The organism is Loktanella sp. 3ANDIMAR09, from assembly GCF_001420005.1.
Taxonomy (GTDB): Bacteria; Pseudomonadota; Alphaproteobacteria; order Rhodobacterales; family Rhodobacteraceae; genus Loktanella.
Map to the genome: position 1 here is coordinate 59,354 of NZ_LJAK01000008.1, position 17,640 is coordinate 76,993.

Annotated in this window: 21 protein-coding genes; 15 read left to right on the plus strand and 6 right to left on the minus strand. The window is 61.7% G+C overall.

Features of this window, described 5'->3' with window-relative positions; translation table 11 throughout:
- The first annotated feature begins 97 nt into the window (after positions 1 to 97).
- The 10 genes from AN189_RS12605 to AN189_RS12650 all read left to right on the plus strand — a co-directional run bounded on the left by AN189_RS12605 (position 98) and on the right by AN189_RS12650 (position 8,143).
- Positions 98 to 1,027, plus strand: coding sequence for an ABC transporter ATP-binding protein (locus tag AN189_RS12605; RefSeq protein WP_056036423.1), 930 nt, complete (start codon positions 98 to 100; stop codon positions 1,025 to 1,027).
- On the plus strand, positions 1,024 to 1,785 hold the full coding sequence (locus tag AN189_RS12610; RefSeq protein ID WP_056036425.1) for an ABC transporter permease: 762 nt from the start codon (positions 1,024 to 1,026) through the stop codon (positions 1,783 to 1,785). Before AN189_RS12605 ends, AN189_RS12610 begins: the two co-directional genes overlap by 4 nt.
- A gap of 38 nt (positions 1,786 to 1,823) precedes the next feature.
- Positions 1,824 to 2,618, plus strand: coding sequence for a S49 family peptidase (locus AN189_RS12615; protein WP_056036427.1), 795 nt, complete (start codon positions 1,824 to 1,826; stop codon positions 2,616 to 2,618).
- Positions 2,619 to 2,786, plus strand: a complete 168-nt coding sequence (locus tag AN189_RS19375) for a hypothetical protein (RefSeq protein WP_056036429.1) — start codon at positions 2,619 to 2,621, stop codon at positions 2,784 to 2,786.
- Positions 2,783 to 3,739 carry a calcium/sodium antiporter gene (locus AN189_RS12625; RefSeq protein ID WP_056036430.1) on the plus strand — a complete coding sequence of 319 codons (957 nt, stop codon included), beginning with the start codon at positions 2,783 to 2,785 and terminating at the stop codon, positions 3,737 to 3,739. Before AN189_RS19375 ends, AN189_RS12625 begins: the two co-directional genes overlap by 4 nt.
- Complete coding sequence (locus tag AN189_RS12630) at positions 3,736 to 4,515, plus strand: SDR family oxidoreductase (RefSeq protein ID WP_083484399.1); 780 nt, start codon at positions 3,736 to 3,738, stop codon at positions 4,513 to 4,515. Before AN189_RS12625 ends, AN189_RS12630 begins: the two co-directional genes overlap by 4 nt.
- A gap of 295 nt (positions 4,516 to 4,810) precedes the next feature.
- Complete coding sequence (gene uvrC, locus AN189_RS12635; protein ID WP_056036432.1) at positions 4,811 to 6,682, plus strand: excinuclease ABC subunit UvrC; 1,872 nt, start codon at positions 4,811 to 4,813, stop codon at positions 6,680 to 6,682.
- Positions 6,683 to 6,793: 111 nt separating this feature from the next.
- A complete protein-coding gene (gene pgsA, locus AN189_RS12640) occupies positions 6,794 to 7,456 on the plus strand; it encodes a CDP-diacylglycerol--glycerol-3-phosphate 3-phosphatidyltransferase (RefSeq protein ID WP_056036434.1) in 663 nt (220 codons plus the stop codon).
- A gap of 1 nt (position 7,457) precedes the next feature.
- Positions 7,458 to 7,703, plus strand: a complete 246-nt coding sequence (gene moaD / locus AN189_RS12645; RefSeq protein ID WP_056036436.1) for a molybdopterin converting factor subunit 1 — start codon at positions 7,458 to 7,460, stop codon at positions 7,701 to 7,703.
- On the plus strand, positions 7,703 to 8,143 hold the full coding sequence (locus tag AN189_RS12650) for a molybdenum cofactor biosynthesis protein MoaE (RefSeq protein ID WP_056036438.1): 441 nt from the start codon (positions 7,703 to 7,705) through the stop codon (positions 8,141 to 8,143). Before moaD ends, AN189_RS12650 begins: the two co-directional genes overlap by 1 nt.
- Here the strand turns inward: AN189_RS12650 and AN189_RS12655 are convergent.
- Positions 8,130 to 8,699, minus strand: a complete 570-nt coding sequence (locus tag AN189_RS12655; RefSeq protein WP_056036636.1) for a DNA-3-methyladenine glycosylase I — start codon at positions 8,697 to 8,699, stop codon at positions 8,130 to 8,132. The two genes, AN189_RS12650 and AN189_RS12655, sit on opposite strands and share 14 nt — an antisense overlap.
- 81 nt (positions 8,700 to 8,780) lie before the next feature.
- Between AN189_RS12655 and AN189_RS12660 the strand changes: the two genes are divergently transcribed.
- The 4 genes from AN189_RS12660 (at position 8,781) to AN189_RS12675 (ending at position 12,708) form a co-directional block, all read left to right on the plus strand.
- Positions 8,781 to 9,584 carry an EAL domain-containing protein gene (locus AN189_RS12660; RefSeq protein ID WP_056036443.1) on the plus strand — a complete coding sequence of 268 codons (804 nt, stop codon included), beginning with the start codon at positions 8,781 to 8,783 and terminating at the stop codon, positions 9,582 to 9,584.
- A gap of 92 nt (positions 9,585 to 9,676) precedes the next feature.
- The gene (locus AN189_RS12665; protein ID WP_056036445.1) at positions 9,677 to 10,852 is read left to right on the plus strand and encodes an acetyl-CoA C-acetyltransferase; all 1,176 of its coding nucleotides are present in this window, start codon (positions 9,677 to 9,679) and stop codon (positions 10,850 to 10,852) included.
- Positions 10,853 to 11,043: 191 nt separating this feature from the next.
- A complete protein-coding gene (gene phbB / locus AN189_RS12670; RefSeq protein ID WP_056036447.1) occupies positions 11,044 to 11,766 on the plus strand; it encodes an acetoacetyl-CoA reductase in 723 nt (240 codons plus the stop codon).
- Positions 11,767 to 11,838: 72 nt separating this feature from the next.
- Positions 11,839 to 12,708: a DMT family transporter gene (locus tag AN189_RS12675; protein WP_056036449.1), complete on the plus strand. Its 870-nt coding sequence runs from the start codon at positions 11,839 to 11,841 to the stop codon at positions 12,706 to 12,708.
- Here AN189_RS12675 and AN189_RS18820 read toward each other — a convergent pair.
- The 3 genes from AN189_RS18820 to AN189_RS12685 form a co-directional block, all read right to left on the minus strand.
- Positions 12,705 to 12,869: a YdcH family protein gene (locus AN189_RS18820; protein WP_083484400.1), complete on the minus strand. Its 165-nt coding sequence runs from the start codon at positions 12,867 to 12,869 to the stop codon at positions 12,705 to 12,707. The two genes, AN189_RS12675 and AN189_RS18820, sit on opposite strands and share 4 nt — an antisense overlap.
- A 119-nt stretch (positions 12,870 to 12,988) precedes the next feature.
- Positions 12,989 to 13,753, minus strand: a complete 765-nt coding sequence (locus AN189_RS12680; protein ID WP_056036451.1) for a tRNA1(Val) (adenine(37)-N6)-methyltransferase — start codon at positions 13,751 to 13,753, stop codon at positions 12,989 to 12,991.
- Positions 13,750 to 13,965, minus strand: coding sequence for a DUF2007 domain-containing protein (locus tag AN189_RS12685; protein WP_056036453.1), 216 nt, complete (start codon positions 13,963 to 13,965; stop codon positions 13,750 to 13,752). Before AN189_RS12685 ends, AN189_RS12680 begins: the two co-directional genes overlap by 4 nt.
- 48 nt (positions 13,966 to 14,013) lie before the next feature.
- Here AN189_RS12685 and AN189_RS12690 point away from each other — a divergent pair, with 48 nt between their 5' ends.
- Positions 14,014 to 15,012: a polyprenyl synthetase family protein gene (locus AN189_RS12690; protein WP_056036455.1), complete on the plus strand. Its 999-nt coding sequence runs from the start codon at positions 14,014 to 14,016 to the stop codon at positions 15,010 to 15,012.
- On the opposite strand, the gene AN189_RS12695 is transcribed toward AN189_RS12690, so the two are convergent.
- Together AN189_RS12695 and AN189_RS12700 are read right to left on the minus strand one after the other, a co-directional pair.
- On the minus strand, positions 14,988 to 15,866 hold the full coding sequence (locus tag AN189_RS12695) for a 4-(cytidine 5'-diphospho)-2-C-methyl-D-erythritol kinase (protein ID WP_056036456.1): 879 nt from the start codon (positions 15,864 to 15,866) through the stop codon (positions 14,988 to 14,990). The genes AN189_RS12690 and AN189_RS12695 overlap by 25 nt on opposite strands.
- Complete coding sequence (locus AN189_RS12700) at positions 15,863 to 17,557, minus strand: tetratricopeptide repeat protein (RefSeq protein ID WP_056036637.1); 1,695 nt, start codon at positions 17,555 to 17,557, stop codon at positions 15,863 to 15,865. Before AN189_RS12700 ends, AN189_RS12695 begins: the two co-directional genes overlap by 4 nt.
- Between the last annotated feature and the right edge of the window lie 83 nt (positions 17,558 to 17,640).

Sequence of the window (17,640 nt, forward strand, 5' to 3'; positions counted from 1 at the left end):
TGGTGCGCGTCAGCTGTGCCGCGACTGTGCGGCATTGCAGCTTTGCCATTAGTAAGCGCCTGTGTAGGGTGCGGCAAATTGGCAAAGGACCGTCCCGATGAATGCCATCGTTTCCATCAAGAACCTGCACAAGGCCTACGACAGTGGATTCGTCGCACTGCGCGGCGTCGATCTGGATATCGCCGAGGGCGAAATCCTGGCGTTGCTGGGGCCGAACGGTGCGGGCAAGACCACGCTGATTTCGACCGTTTGCGGTATCACCGTCCCGACGTCCGGCAAAATCACGGTCGGTGGTCATGACACGGTCACGGACTACCGCGCGGCCCGTAGTCTGATCGGGCTGGTGCCGCAAGAGATCAATCTGGAACCCTTTGAGACCGTCGAAAACACCGTATCGTTTTCGCGCGGGTTGTTCGGCAAGAAAAAGGACCCGGCCCGTGTGGCAGAGGTTCTGAAAATGCTAAGCCTTGACGACAAGGCCAAATCCAAGATCAAGGAGTTGTCGGGCGGCATGAAACGCCGTGTGCTGATCGCCAAGGCGCTGGCGCATGAACCAAGGGTCCTGTTTCTGGACGAGCCGACAGCCGGGGTCGATGTTGAGCTGCGCAAGGACATGTGGAACGTCGTGGCCGACCTCAAGGCACATGGCGTGACGATCATCCTGACGACGCATTACATCGAAGAGGCCGAGGCGATCGCCGATCGTGTAGGCATCATCAGCAAGGGTGAAATCCTGCTGGTCCAGAACAAGGACGAGATGATGGCGCAGATGGGCCGCAAGGAGTTGCGTGTCGATCTGGTCGAACCGGTGGAAACTATCCCGGACGCATTGACGAAATACGATCTGGTGCTGGCCCCGAATGGTCGGGCCGTCACATATACCTATGACACGCGCGCCGAACGGACCGGCATCCGCACCGTGTTGAACGACCTCGACGCAGCGGGGCTGCGCATGGCGGACCTGCAAACCCAACAATCCAGCCTGGAAGAAATCTTTACCACGCTGGTCAAGGAGCAAAGCGCATGAACTGGACCGCGATCCGCGCCATCTATGTGTTCGAGATGGCCCGCTTTTTCCGGACGCTGACGCAATCACTGATCAGTCCGGTGCTGTCGACATCGCTGTATTTCGTGGTGTTCGGCACCGCCATCGGCAGCCGGATCGAAACGGTCGAGGATGTCAGCTATGGCGCGTTCATCGTGCCGGGGCTGATCATGCTGTCGGTCATGACGCAGGCCACCAGCAACGCCAGTTTCGGCATCTATTTCCCGAAATTCATCGGCACGATTTATGAACTGCTGTCGGCACCCGTAAATTTTCTGGAAATCACCTTGGGCTATGTCGGGGCCGCGGCGACCAAGGCGTTGTTCATCGGTGTGATCATCTTTGTCACCGCGTTCTTTTTCGTCGATATTACCGTGCAGCACCCGTTCGCGATGATTGCGTTTTTGTTGATGACTTGCGTCAGTTTTGCCCTTCTGGGGTTCATCATCGGCATCTGGGCGGGCAATTTCGAACAGCTGCAACTGATCCCCTTGCTGGTGATCACGCCACTCGTGTTTCTGGGCGGGTCATTTTATTCGGTCACGATGCTGCCGCCGATCTGGCAGACGATCACGATGTTCAACCCGGTGGTCTATCTGATTTCAGGGTTCCGCTGGGCGTTCTTCGGCACGGCGGATGTGCCGGTGGCGATCAGCCTTGCGGCCATCGCGTTTTTCATGGCCGCCTGCTTGGCCGCGATATGGTGGATTTTCCGCACTGGCTGGCGCATCCGCCAGTAAGCCTTGTCGCGGGGCCATCGGGAGCCTAGATCGGGGGGATGAAAAACATCCTCCCGTTTATGAAATCCGATCCCGTGGTGAATGTGGTGCGCCTGCAAGGCGCGATCACGACCACCGGGCGTGGCCTGGACGATCCCGGCCTCGCGGCTGTGCTGCAAAAAGCATTTACCAAGGGCCGCCCCAAGGCCGTTGCCTTGCAGATCAATTGTCCCGGCGGCAGCCCTGTGCAGTCATCGTTGATCGCCGCGCGGATCCGGCGGCTGTCGCAGGAAAAGAACGTGCCGGTCTATGCCTTTGTCGAGGACGTGGCCGCCTCTGGCGGTTACTGGCTGGCCTGTGCCGCGGATGAAATCTATGCCGATCAAGGCAGTATCGTGGGGTCCATCGGCGTGATTTCCGCAGGCTTTGGCCTGCATGACCTGATTGGGCGTTACGGCGTGGAACGTCGGGTGCATACGGCGGGCACATCGAAATCCATGCTGGACCCGTTTCGCCCCGAAAAGGAAGAGGACGTCACTCGGCTGAAAGGCTGGCTGGACGATCTGCACGGCATTTTCATCGCATATGTGAAATCCCGGCGCGAGGCGCATCTGGACGATGATCCTGCGATCTTTTCCGGCGAGGTCTGGATCGGGCAAAAGGCGGTGGACAAGGGTCTGGTCGATGGTCTGGGTCACCTGATCCCGGTGATGAAGGCCGAATTCGGCGACAAGACGCGGTTCCGCCGCTATGGCCCGAAAAAATCACTGTTTCAGCGTCTGGGTGCGCGGATCATCGGCGACGCAATCGGCACGGTCGAGGACCGCGCCGCATTCGCACGGTTCGGTCTGTAGATGATCATCAAAGCGGTCGCCATCTTTCTGGTCGGCATGGTCGTGCTTGGCATTTTCGGCAAGCTGAGATTTCCCGGGCAACAACGGCTGGCGGACGCCAAATGTAAAAACTGCGGTCGCTACCGCATCGGCAAGGGGCCTTGCCCCTGTGAAAAAGGGCATCCCTGATGGAATGGATTCTTGTCATCGTGGGTCTGGTCATCCTGCTGTTTGCAGGTGACGCATTGGTCAAGGGCGCGGTCAACCTGTCGCTGCGGCTGGGTGTGCCCGCGCTGATCGTGTCGTTGACCATCGTGGCATTCGGCACATCCGCGCCAGAGCTGCTGATTTCTGTGAAATCGGTGATCGAGGGTGTGCCGGGGCTGGCGCTGGGCAATGTCGTGGGGTCGAACACCGCCAATATCCTGCTGGTGCTGGGCGTGCCTGCGCTGCTGGCCACGATGCACACGGCGGAACATGACACGCGGTCCAGCTACGTGCAGATGCTGGTCGCCTCTGCCTTGTTCATCGCGCTGTGCTTTGTGGGCGTGCTGACCTGGATTTCGGGTGTGGTTCTGCTGGTGGGCCTTGCGCTGATGCTGGGCTGGTCGTTCCAGCAGGCGCGCCGCGCACGTGCAGCCGACGCCGCTGCTGCGGCACTGGACGATACCGACGAGCTGGAAGGGGCCGATCCCGACATGAGCGGGAAACTGATTGCCTTGTTCCTGATAGCAGGCCTGATCGGCCTGCCGGTCGGGGCCGAGATGCTGATCCGGGGTGCGACCAAGATCGCGCAGGATTTCGGCCTTTCTGACAGCGTGATCGGCCTGACACTGGTGGCGCTTGGCACATCCTTGCCCGAACTGGCGACGACCGTCATGGCAGCCCTGCGCCGTCAGGCCGATGTGGCCCTGGGCAACGTGATCGGGTCGAACATGTTCAACCTGCTGGCCATCATCGGCATTGCGACGCTGTTCGGACCGATCCCCGTGGATGCCCAATTCCTGCGGTTCGATCTGTGGGTCATGGCCGGTGCGTCCCTGCTGCTGATCCCGTTCGTCTTCATGCGGATGAACATCACCCGGATCTGGGGCGTGGCGCTGACGCTGGGCTATATCGTCTATGTCTGGTCGCTGCTGTGACCCGTGCCCTGGTGACAGGCGGCGGCGCGCGGCTGGGGCGTGCCATGGTGCTGGGGCTGGCGGCACGGGGCTATGATGTGGCTATCCACTACAATACTTCGGCGGATTCCGCGCATGAGGTGGCGGACATGGTCCGCGCCTTGGGCCGGCAGGCCGTCTGCCTGAAGGCCGATCTGCTGGATGACGGGCCGACAGCGGCGTTGATCCCGGATGCCGCCCGCGCCTTGGGCGGGCCGTTGACGGTGCTGATCAACAATGCCTCGATCTTTGAGGGTGACGATTTCGAAACCGCCACGCGCGAGAGTTGGGACCGGCACATGGGCAGCAATCTGCGCGCGCCGTTCGTCCTGACCCAAGGGTTCGCAGCCCAGGTTGCGGAACCGCAACCCGACGACCGGGGCGAGCCGCTGGCGCAAGGGCTGATCGTGAACATGGTCGACCAGCGCGTATTGAAACTGACGCCCCAGTTCACGACCTACACGCTGGCCAAGGCCGCATTGTGGACCCTGACCCAGACAAGCGCACAGGCGCTGGCCCCCCGCGTTCGGGTCAACGCAATCGCACCCGGACCGACGTTGCAGGGCGCACGGCAATCCGCATCGGATTTCGCGCAGCAGCGCGCTGCCACGGTGCTGTCGCGAGGGGCGAGCCCCGAAGAAATCGTCGCAGCGCTGGGCTATCTGCTGGACGCACGCGCCGTCACCGGGCAGTTGATGACCGTGGACGGCGGTCAGCATCTGGGTTGGGAAACGCCTGACGCGATGGTGTCAGAGTAGTCTGACACTTGAGTTGTGCACTTTGGATAGCAGCCTTCCGTGGCGTTAATAAATTCTGTTTAACAACAGCAGTTTACAAATCTGTGATAAATAATACTTTTAATTTCAATGTATTAAATCTGTGCCTCAAAATAAGGCAGGTTGCTGAAGTCGACGTAATCGTTAACTTTTTCCCACCTCACAGGCTTTTGCCCACGGAGTTATCCACAGAAACGGTGGATGCCTTTCATCTTGCGATGTCGCGGTTATCGTTACATGGCGGCCTCGAATCGCAGACCATCTGACGGATCCCGGAATGACCGACGCCAAGAGCAAACCCGCCAAGACCGGCTATGATCTGATCGCATCCTATCTGCGGACGCTGGATTCCTCGCCCGGCGTTTACCGCATGCTCGATGACGAAAGCCGGGTTCTGTATGTCGGCAAGGCGCGCAATCTCAAGGCGCGGGTGAGCAATTATTCCCGACCGTCGCCGCAGCATTCACGCCGGATCGCCCGGATGATCCAGGAAACGTCGTCGATGATGTTCCTGACGACCAAGACGGAAACCGAGGCGCTGCTGCTGGAGCAGAACCTGATCAAGCAGCTCAAGCCGCGCTACAACGTGCTGTTGCGTGACGACAAATCCTTTCCCAACATTCTGGTCACGACAGGCCACCCCTATCCGCAGATCAAGAAACATCGCGGGGCGAAAAAGGAAAAGGGCGACTACTACGGTCCCTTTGCGGGGGCTGGTGCCGTGAACCGCACGCTGAACCAGTTGCAGCGCGTATTTTTGCTGCGCAACTGCACCGATCAGGATTTCGAGACGCGCACGCGACCTTGCCTGCAATACCAGATCAAACGGTGCAGCGGTCCTTGTGTCGGGCATATCAGCCCTGAGGACTACGCACGGTCGGTGAAGGACGCGCAGGCATTTCTGCAAGGCCGGACCAAGGGAATACAGGAAAAACTGGCCGCGGACATGAACGCCGCATCCGAGGCGATGGAATTCGAACGCGCTGCGGCCATGCGCGACCGGATCAAGGCGCTGACGCAGGTGCAATCGACCCAGGGCATCAACCCCAAGAATGTCGAAGAAGCCGATGTCATGGGCCTGCACATCGATGGCGGGCAGGCCTGCGTGCAGGTGTTTTTCATCCGCGCCGGTCAGAACTGGGGCAATCACGACTATTATCCCCGGATCAGCGGCGATGAGGACCCGTCAGAGGTGATCGAGGCCTTTGTCGGGCAATTCTATTCCGACCGTGACCCGCCGCGCGCGCTGATACTGAGCCACGGTCTGGATAACGACGATCTGATGGTGCAGGCGTTGTCCGACCGCCTGGGCCGCAAGGTTGAGATCATCGTGCCGCAGCGCGGTGAAAAGGCCGACCTTGTGCAAGGTGCGCTGCGCAACGCCCGCGAAAGCCTGGCCCGCAAGATGAGCGAGACAGCGACGCAAGGCCGGCTGTTGAAAGGCGTGGCTGACGCATTCGATCTGCCAAAGGTGCCGCAGCGGGTCGAGGTTTACGACAACTCTCACATCCAGGGGGCGCATGCGGTGGGTGCGATGGTTGTCGTGGGGCCAGAAGGGTTCGAGAAAAACCAGTACCGCAAGTTCAACATCCGTGGCGATGCCCTGACGCCCGGTGACGACTTCGGCATGATGAAAGAGGTGCTGACCCGCCGGTTCCAGCGTCTGCTGAAAGAGGATCCCGACCGGCAGGCAGGCAGCTGGCCCGACCTTTTGCTGATCGACGGCGGGGCAGGGCAAGTCAGCGCCGTGCGCGAGATCATGGAAGATCTGGGCGTCGGCGATGTGCCTATGGTCGGCGTGGCCAAGGGCATCGACCGCGATGCCGGCAAGGAGGAATTCCACCGCACCGGCAAACCTGTCATGGCGCTGCGCCACAACGATCCGGTGCTGTATTTCATTCAGCGGATGCGGGACGAGGTGCACCGTTTTGCCATCGGCACGCACCGCGCGAAACGGTCCAAGGCGATCGGGGCCACGCCGCTGGACGACGTGCCGGGCGTGGGTGCCGGGCGCAAGCGTTCGCTGCTGGCGCATTTCGGATCGGCCAAGGCGGTGACGCGCGCCAATGTCTCTGATTTGCAGGCCGTTGACGGGATCAGTCAGAATATCGCCCAGACGATCTATGATTATTTTCACGAAAACGGGTGAGGGGGCGCTGCCCCCCGGCCTGCGGCCGCCCCCCGGGATATTTCGAAAACAGCGATAACTGACCCGCTGCGTGATCTGGCGTAAGTGGGCAGGTCCGGCTATGACTACGCCATGACCTTGAACCTGCCGAATATCCTGACGATCTTGCGTCTGCTCGCGGCACCTGCCGTGGCGATCATGTTTTTGTATTTCAACCGGCCTTGGGCGGATTGGTTCGCGCTGTTGTTGTTCAGCAGCGCAGCATTGACGGATTTTCTGGACGGCTATCTGGCGCGGGCCTGGGGGCAGGAAACCAAGCTGGGTGCGATGCTGGATCCGATCGCGGACAAGGCGATGGTGGTGATTGCCCTGGTCGTGATTACCGGATTTTCAGGTATGAATCCGTGGATCCTGTTGCCTGCCACGCTGATCATTTTCCGTGAGGTTTTCGTATCGGGGCTGCGTGAATTTTTGGGGGATACCGCCGGGACGCTGAAGGTGACCCAGATGGCGAAATGGAAAACCACCGCGCAGATGATCGCGATTGCCCTGCTGTTCGCAACGGGCGCGTTCGAGCACTATCTCGGGATGCAGACCTTTGGCATGGATGCCCAGACCCGTGACGCGGTGCTGACGGGTGATCTGCCGGACGAGCTGGGCCTGGTCTGGAAATACTGGGGCATGATGCTGTCATGGTATGCGGGCATCACGGGATTGTGGATCGCGGCACTGCTGACATTGCTGACGGGATGGGATTACTTCCGCAAGGCATTGCCCCATCTCAAGGACAGCTGACATGGATATCTTGTATTTTGCATGGGTGCGCGAACGCATCGGCCTGCCACGCGAGACGATCCAGACCGAGGCCGCTACCGTGGCCGATCTGGTGGCGGAACTCTGCGCCCGCGAGGACCGGTATGCGGTGGCCTTTGCCGATATCACGGCGCTGCGGGTGGCGCTGGATCAGGAGCTGACCGATTTTGATGCGCCTCTGGCCGGTGTGCGCGAGGTCGCTTTCTTTCCGCCGATGACAGGCGGCTGATGGCGGTCCGCATTCAAGAGGCGGCATTCGGTGCCGGTGCCGAACTGGACCGGTTCACGGCCGATGCGCCCGGTGCCGGTGCCGTGGTCAGTTTCACGGGCGTGGTGCGCGATGTGGACGGCGGTCTGCGACACATGTTGATCGAACACTATCCCGGCATGACAGAACGCGCGATCACAGCATTGGTGTCCGAGGCCGTGGCCCGCTGGAACCTGACCGACGCGCTGGTGATACACCGGTTCGGGCAATTGGCCCCCGGTGATCCGATCATGATGGTCGCGACCGCTTCGGCGCACCGGGCTGATGCCTTTGCGGCAGCCGATTTTCTGATGGACTATCTGAAATCCCGCGCGCCCTTTTGGAAAAAGGAAGTGACCGCCGACGGTGCGGATTGGGTCGCTGCCAAGGATGCCGACGAGGCGGCGCTTAATCGTTGGTGAGGCCCGCGTGGCAATGGCAGTCAACGATATGATCGTTCACGAGGCCGCAGGCCTGCATGAACGCATAGACGATCGTCGGACCGCAGAACGTGAAGCCGGCCTTTTTGAGGTCCTTTGACATCTGTTGCGACAACTCGGTCTGCGCAGGCACATCCGCCATGGTTGCACGATAGGTTTGTAGCGGTTTGCCATCGACATAGGACCAAAGGAATGTGCTGAAGCCCTGATCCGCCTCGATTTTCTGGTAGGCGCGGGCGTTCTTAATCGCCCCCTCGATCTTGCCGCGGTGACGCACGATGCCGGGATCGGCAAGCAGTCGCGCGACCTCTGCATCGCCCCAGGGGGCGATGATGTCAGGATCGAACCCGGCAAAAGCAGCGCGAAAATTGTCGCGCTTTTTCAGGATGGTGATCCAAGACAGCCCCGCCTGAAACCCGTCCAGGATCAGCTTTTCGAACAAGGCGCGGCTGTCGTAGTCCGGCACCCCCCATTCGGTGTCATGGTAGGCCTGATAAACAGGGTCATCCCCGGCCCAGTCGCAGCGTCGTAGGGTCATTTCGCAGTCCTCGTGTCGCATTAACGCCATCTTAGCCCGTGGTGCGTCAGGATGACATCACCTAAACCGGACGACTTAGCCATGCTTGCCATCATTGACGCCGACGGGGGCGTACCTGAATTTTCGGACCCGCTGATGGCGGCTTTTGCCAGTCGTGATGCCGACATCCAGACCCTTGTGTCCGAGGCGCTGGATGCGGGGCGCGCGCGACTGGCGTTTCAGCCCGTGGTTTCGGCGACGACAGATCGCAGGGTCTGTTTCTACGAGGGGCTTATCCGTTTGCTGGACGACGGTGGGCGCGTCTTGCCAGCTGCACAATTCATGCCGCAGGTGGCCGATACCGACGTCGGGCGGCGCATCGACACGCTGGCACTGAAACTGTCGCTGCGATTGCTGGCAGACACCCCACATGCGCGTCTGTCCATCAATGTCTCGGCCCGGTCGCTGGCAGATTGGCGTTGGCGCAGCACGATGGCCGATGCGCTGGCGGCGCGGGGCAATCTGGGTGACCGGCTGATACTGGAAATCAGCGAACAATCCGCGATGCTGCTGCACGAGGTGGTGATCAGGTTCATGATCGAAATGCAGCCGCGCGGCGTATGTTTTGCACTGGATGGGTTTGGCGGCGGGCTGACGTCATTTCTGCATCTGCGGGATTTTTATTTCGATCTGGCCAAGGTGCATAAGGGATTTACCGCGCAGTTGGCGCAGCATCCCGAAAATCAGGTTCTGGTCGAGGCGCTGACCAACGTCGCCCGCCAATTCGAGATGTTTGTCGTGGCAGAGGGGGTGGAATCGGAACGCGACGCGCAGATCCTGACCCGAATCGGCGTGGATTGCCTGCAGGGGTATCATACTGGCGTGCCCAATTTCCGTCTGGTGTGACCGCTTTTGGTTTGCCTCTGGTTTGCTGTCGCCATACCGTCCAGTGGAAATGCGCGCGCGATGCGCGGGCAGTCCAGTGAAAGAGGTATGAAATGACCAATGTTGTGATCGCATCCGCAGGGCGGACGGCCGTCGGCAGCTTTAACGGGGCATTTGCCAATGTCCCCGCCCATGATCTGGGGACGGCAATGCTTGAAGGGATCGTCGCGCGTGCCGGTATCGACAAATCGGAGGTATCTGAGACGATCCTGGGGCAGGTGTTGACCGCGGCACAGGGTCAGAACCCTGCCCGTCAGGCCCATGTCAACGCTGGACTGCCGATCGAATCCTCGGCGTGGAGCATCAATCAGGTCTGCGGGTCCGGTTTGCGTGCCGTGATGTTGGGTGCCCAGCACATCCAGTTGGGTGACGCGCATATCGTGGCAGCGGGTGGTCAGGAAAACATGTCGTTGTCCCCCCATGCCGCCCATCTGCGTGCCGGCTACAAGATGGGTGATGCGAAATTCGTGGACACCATGATCCGTGACGGTCTGTGGGACGCGTTCAACAACTATCACATGGGCCAGACGGCTGAAAACGTCGCAGAAAAGTTCGAGATCACGCGCGACGCCCAGGACGCCTTTGCCGCGGCATCCCAGAACAAGGCCGAGGCCGCGCAGAAGGCTGGCAAGTTCAAGGACGAAATCATCCCCTTTACGGTCAAGACCCGCAAGGGTGACACGGTCGTCGAAGAGGATGAATACATCCGCCACGGCGCGTCGGTCGAGGGGATGCAGAAACTGCGCCCCGCGTTTACCAAGGACGGGACAGTGACGGCCGGCAACGCGTCAGGTCTGAACGACGGTGCAGCCGGTGTGATCCTGATGACCGATGCCGAGGCGGAAAAACGTGGGATCACGCCGCTTGCGCGGATCGTATCCTATGCAACTGCCGGGCTGGACCCCACGATCATGGGGGTGGGTCCCATCCATGCGAGCCGCAAGGCGCTGGAAAAGGCCGGGTGGAAAGCGTCGGACCTCGACCTCGTCGAGGCGAACGAGGCGTTTGCCGCCCAGGCCTGTGCGGTCAACAAGGAAATGGGGTGGGACCCCGAAATCGTGAACGTCAATGGTGGCGCCATCGCGATCGGTCACCCGATCGGTGCCTCTGGCGCGCGTATCCTGAACACCCTGCTGTTCGAAATGCAGCGTCGCGGTGCCAAAAAGGGCCTTGCAACGCTGTGCATCGGCGGCGGCATGGGTGTCGCGCTCTGTGTAGAGCGTCCCTGACAACACGTCGGGGCGCGCCCGCCGTCCCCATCAGCCTGAACATGATCCGGTCGCCAGCTGTCTGGCGGCCGGATTTCGTTTGCAGGTGCAGCAAAAACCTAATTTTTCCATGGACTTGCCCATAAGGTGATAGACCTGATGGGCTGATCCACTACGATAGGGGCGGAGATCGACTCAAGGGAGGAAAAGACATGGCGAGAGTAGCACTTGTGACGGGTGGCACGCGGGGCATTGGGGGCGCGATCAGTCATGCCCTCAAGGCGGCGGGATACACGGTCGTCGCGACCTATGCGGGCAACGACGAAAAGGCCAAGGCCTTTACCGATGAAACTGGAATCAAGACCTATAAATGGGACGTAGGCAGCTATGATGCCTGCGCTGCCGGCCTGCAAAAGGTCGCCGAAGAGGTCGGTCCCATCGAGGTTTTGGTCAACAATGCCGGCATCACCCGCGACGCGCCATTTCACAAGATGACACCAGACCAGTGGAATGAGGTGATCGGCACCAACCTGACCGGCGTGTTCAACATGACCCACCCTGTCTGGCCGGGCATGCGCGAACGCAAGTTCGGTCGTATCATCACCATTTCGTCGATCAATGGCCAAAAGGGCCAGTTCGCGCAGGCAAACTATGCCGCGGCCAAGGCCGGTGACATCGGTTTCACCAAGGCGCTGGCACAAGAGGGCGCGCGCGCCGGCATCACCGTGAACGTCGTTGCACCGGGCTACATCAACACCGACATGATGAGCACGATCCCCGAAAAGGTCATGGACAGCATCGTTGGTGCAATTCCCGTGGGTCGGTTGGGCGAAGCCGAAGAGATCGCCCGCGCGGTCGTGTTCCTGGCCTCTGATGACGCGGGGTTCATCACCGGATCGACGATTACGGCCAACGGCGGCCAATACATGACCTGACGCTTTCGCAGGCGCACCGCATATGCCAAGAGAGCCGGGGGACTGACCCCCGGCTCTTTTGCGTTTGGTTTCATGACACGTCGCACTGCCACATTGACCGGTTTCGTTGCCGTCCTTCTCTGGGCACTTTTGGCGCTGTTCACGGTTGCGACCGATCCGGTCCCGCCGTTCCAGCTGACCGCGCTGACGTTTGCCATCGGGGCCGGTGTCGGACTGATGTGGGGCTGGGGCTGGGGCAGCGGCACGCTGCGCCAGTTGTCCCGGGTGCCTGCCCGCATCTATGTCTTTGGCACCGTGGGGTTGTTCGGTTATCACGCGCTATATTTTTCGGCTCTGCGGCTGGCCCCACCAGCCGAGGCGGGGCTGATCGCCTACCTCTGGCCGCTGCTGATCGTCCTGTTGTCTGGTCTGCTGCCGGGCGAGGTGCTGCGTCGGGGTCATATCGTCGGGGCGATATTGGGGTTCGCCGGGGCCGCGCTGATCATCGGGGCAGGGCGCGGCACACCGGGTAGCGGGGCCTTTGTCGGTTACGGTCTGGCGCTGCTTTGCGCGTTGTTCTGGTCTGGCTATTCGGTTTTGTCCCGCAGGTTCGGTGATGTGCCGACAGTCAGTGTCACCGTCTTTTGCGCAGCGACGGCGGTGTTGTCGGGTGGCGTGCATCTGCTGACGGAAAGCTGGGTCACACCAACGGCCAGCGGCTGGCTGGCGATCATGGGGCTGGGGCTGGGACCTGTCGGGATCGCGTTTTTTGTCTGGGACGTCGGGATGAAACGCGGCGACATTCAGGTTTTGGGTGCTGCGTCCTATGCAGCACCGCTGTTGTCGACCGTTGCACTGGTTGTTGCGGGCCTGTCGCCCGCGACGTGGACACTGGCGGGCGCGACCGCCCTGATCATGGCCGGGGCGGCGCTGGCAGCACGGGCCAGCGCCGCGCGAGGTTAGGCCGAAAGACGGGAAATTTCCTCTTTCAGCATCAACTTTTCCTTTTTCAGGCGCGCGATTTCCAAGTCATCCGAACCGGCACTGCGCTGCAACTGTTCGACACTGTCCGACAGGGTTTGATGCTTCTTCTTCAACTCTGCAATGTGGGAAGTGAGGCTCATGATCCGCTCCTTTGGTTGATTTAGAACAATGTCAGTTCAGCACAGCGTCATCGATTTGTCATCTGTTTCGTGAGATGCGTTGCGCAGAGCCAGCCTGCTGCGCAATTCTTGCCAAATTATTAATCCTGCATCGGCAATTTTATGCCATCCCGCAGCATTGCAGCGATCTGCGGGGTGTAATCCGGGCGATCATCCTTATGTATCGCGCCGGCATGCAGGACGAGAGGTGCGGCAAGCGCAAGCGGCGCACGACCACCGTGACGGGCCTGAACGATGACCAGACTGGGGGCGCGACCAGCCCGTGCTGACAGCGGCCTGACCTGCATGGACCCCAGCCGTCCGAACAGTGTTGACAGGATCAGATCCAACTGCCCGGCAGGATGGATCACCGACAACATGCCCTTGGGCCTGACCCTGCGGATGCCGCAGTCCAGCCAGGCGGACAGACCGACGGGGCCACCGCGCCCCAGATCCCGCCCCGGATCTGCGGCGGCCGCGCCCGCAGCGCGGTCAAAATAGGGTGGGTTCATGATCACGTGATCATAGGTTTGCTGGCGCACGGCATCCGGCAGGTCTGTCAGATCGGCCGTATGCACCACGGCATCTGCGCCGCTGTCAGCGGCATTCAGACGCGCAAGTGCTGCATAATCCGCCTGCACCTCGACCCCCGTCAGTGACAGGTCAGGCACACGCGCATGCAGGCACAGCATCGCCGTCCCCACGCCGCATCCCAGATCCAGGATGTGTTGCCCCGGTGCGGCCGGAACACTGGCTGCCAGCAGCACAGGATCGACCCCGGCACGGTATCCCTGCCGGGGCTGGCGCAGCGTCAGACGCCCCCCGAGAAAGGCATCGTGGGTCACGCCCGTGTCGGCATCGGTCATGGCGATGTGTGGATCTCTGCGTCACGCATGACGGCGCGTGCCATGAACAGATCGCGGTCGGCGACCATGACCCGCTGTGGCAAGATGCCCAAGCTGCCGTCAAGCACGCTCATGTTTACGTCGAAGGTGAAACAGGGTATCTCCTCGGCCTTGAGCAGGGCCGTGGCGAGGGCGATGACCGTGGGGTCGTTTGTGCGCAGCAGTTCCTTCATGACGCCACCATAGCCGCATCTGCGCCACCCACAACACGGGAACACGACATGAGCCTCGACCACGCCGCCACCAAGCCGCACGAACGACTGGCGCAGGCCCTGTCTGCGGACCTGTCCGCTGTGAATGACATGATCGCGGCGCGCATGGCGTCGGAAAACGCACCCCGCATCCCCGAGGTGACCGCTCATCTGATCGGCGCCGGTGGCAAACGTCTGCGCCCGATGCTGACGCTGGCCGCGGCCAACCTGTGCGGCTACGCGGGGCCCTATCACGTGCATCTGGCGACAACGGTGGAATTCATCCATACCGCCACGCTGCTGCACGACGACGTCGTGGACGAAAGCGACAAGCGCCGCGGCAAACCGACGGCCAACCTGCTGTGGGACAATTCCAGCTCGGTTCTGGTTGGGGATTATCTGTTCGCCCGCAGTTTTCAGCTGATGACGGAAACCGGCAACATGGACGTGCTGCGCATCCTGTCCAACGCCGCCGCGACCATCGCCGAAGGCGAGGTGCTGCAATTGACCGCCGCCCGCAATATTGCCACGACCGAGGACACATACCTCAAGGTGGTGCGCGGCAAGACAGCAGCGCTGTTTTCCGCCGCGACCGAGGTTGGTGGTGTGATCGCGGATGCGCCCGCGGATCAGGTCAGGGCCTTGTTCGACTATGGCGACGCGCTGGGCATTGCGTTCCAGATCGTCGACGACCTGCTGGACTGGCAGGGCGGGGCGGGCATCGGCAAAAACGTCGGCGATGATTTCCGCGAGGGCAAGCTGACCATGCCGGTCATCCGCGCCATTGCGGCAGGTGACACGAACGAGCGCGTGTTCTGGACCCGCACGCTGGAAAAACGCGTGCAAGAGGACGGCGATCTGGCACAGGCGCAGGACATCCTGGCGCGGCATGGCACGCTGGATAGCACAAAAGACACGGCAATCGCATGGGCCGCGCGTGCCAAATCGGCGCTGGACCCGATTCCGGATCACGAGATCAAGGGAATGCTGGTCGATCTCGCCGACTACGTGGTGGAACGGCTGGTCTGAAACACCCCGCCCGGTGCGACCCACCAGCGCGGATGGCGGAGCTGCATGGATTTCGCCGCCAGTTTCGCATCCGCGGTATGCGCGACAAGGCCCCAGCAGGTCGCACCCGATCCGGACATGCCCACGGCCTTGACCTGTGGCAGGCCACGCAAATCCGTCAGCGCCTGCGCAATCTCGGGGGCCATCGCCTGTGCCGGTGGCAAAAGGTCGTTGCGCTGCGTTTCCAGCCAGGCTGCGAAACCTGCGACATCCAACCCCTGTGGCACCGCGTCCATTGGCGCAAGGTCCGTCCGGTCCAGCGCGCGAAAGATTGCGGGCGTCGGCACATCGACATCAGGCTTGACCAGCACAAGCGCGCAATCCGGCAGGCGCGGCACACTGGACAGATCTTCGCCGATCCCGCGCATCCGCATGGGGGCTGGCCCCGCCAGACAGACCGGCACGTCCGCCCCAAGGCCAAGGACGTCATCACGTGTCAGCTGATCCAGATCGACTTTCCAGAAATCCGCAAGCAAATGCAGCGCCAGTGCGGCATCGGCCGATCCACCGCCAATTCCGGCAGGGTGCGGCAGGATCTTGTCCAGGGTCAGTGCAGCGCCACGTGTCGTGCCCGTCACCTGTGCCAAGAGACGGGCCGCCCGCATCACAAGGTTGCGTCCGTCGGTCGGCACGCCGGGTTTGAACGGTCCCGTCACGGACAGGCGCAGGTCCGGTGCAGGGCCAACCCGCAGGCGGTCGCCCAGATCGACGAACACGACAAGCGAATCCAGCAGGTGATAGCCGTCATCGCGGCGTCCTGTCACATGCAGGGTCAGATTGATCTTGGCCGGGGCCAGCGCCGCATTCGGAATCATTGGGTCGGATCGTCGGCCAGTGTGATGGGGGGCTGGCCTTCGGCGGCGCGGACGGCATCCAGGCCGTCCGCCAGTTTCGCCCTGATCCGCGCGGCAAGCGCCTCGTCGGGATCAAAGGACAGGGCGCGTTGCCACTGAAACCGTGCCTCGCGTTTGCGACCCACTGCCCAATAGGCATCGCCCAGGTGATCGTTGACGATCGGGTCGGTCGCCTCGAGCGCTGCGGCGGTTTCCAGCGGTGCGACGGCCTCTTCGTAGCGGCCAAGCGTGAAATAGACCCATCCGAGTGAATCGATGATGGCCCCGCTGTCGGGGCGTCCCTCGACGGCGCGTTCGATCATGTCGAGCGCCTCGTCCAGTTTTTCACCGCGTTCCACAAGGCTGTAGCCAAGGTAGTTCAGCACCTCTGGGCGGTTCGGTTCCAGTGCCAGTGCCGCGCGGAAATCAGCCTCGGCGGCAGGCCAGTTGTCGCTGTCGAACGACACCACGGCGCGCGAATAATAGACGATCCAGAGATTGGGGTCATCCTGCGGATACAGGTCGATGGCGCGGGAATAGGCGTCATGGGCTGCATCCAGCTGATCATTGTCCCGCAGGACATCACCCAGCCGGGATTGCACAAATGGCAGATCGGGATGTGCCCTCGCGAGGGCTTGTGCGACCTCGATCGCGGCCTCGTTGCGGTCGGACAACCGCAAACTGTCGATGCGTCCCAATTCGGCAGAGGGATAGGCAGGATCGTCGGTGGGGACGGTTGCAAAGGCCTCTCCGGCCAGGTCGTAGCGACGCATTTCCTGCAAGAGGGCTGCGGTCAGCATGGCGGCATCGACATTGTCGGGGGCCATGAACTGCGCCATCCGGGCGTATTGCAGGATATAGTCGTCGCGCGCCTCACCTGCGAGGAGGCTGCCGATCATGTACGCAACTTCGGCCAGGCCCTCTGTTGCGCTGGTCACGACATCATAGGCCAGTGTTTCGCCAGCGGCCAAACGGCCCTGCATGTCCACGATGCCCGGATCCAGCGTCGCGCCGAACACGTCAGTCAGCGCGGCCGCGGCATCATCGTTTCGGTCCAGCTGGGACAGGATCTGCGCCTGCGCGATGGCCGCCCGGGGGCTGAATGCGCTGGTGCCGTCACCGGGGTTCGCAAGAATGGCAAGCGCGCCTTCGTAATCGCCGACGGTCGCCAGTGCATAAGCCTTGTGCAGCAGGCCATAGCTGCGCATGCCGTCGGTGTCGGCCACCGCGTCAAAGGCGGTCAGCGCGTCCGTCATCTGCCCCGTGCCGACCAGCGCCCACGCCCGGGCAAGCGCGTCGAACAGCGGGCTGACGCCCAGCGGGTCCGCGTCCAGTATCGCATCCCAGTTTTCATTGACCGCATTGACGCTGACCGTGATTGCAGCACCGACCTGGGAGCTGATGCCTGCCTCGCGCAGACGGTCTGCAAAAATGGCCGCGCGTTCGAAATCGCCCAGTGCGACATAGGACACGGCAGCACTTTCCAGCAGGGCGACGTTCTGGGGATCCTCGACCAGGGCCTGTTCGTAGAATTCCGCAGCGGGCGCATAATCGCGCACGCCGGCGGCGCTGCGTGCGGCCAGATAAGCCCCCGGATCGACCTGTGCCTGCGCTGGCGGGCCGAACGACATGAGACCCACCATCAGGGCCGCGATGGAAATGCGTTTCGTCATGACACTCGCCTGCAAGAACGTTTGGACCTGCACCGTAGGCGCAGGTCCAATGGCGTGCAATCAATCACATGTCACGAGCGGTT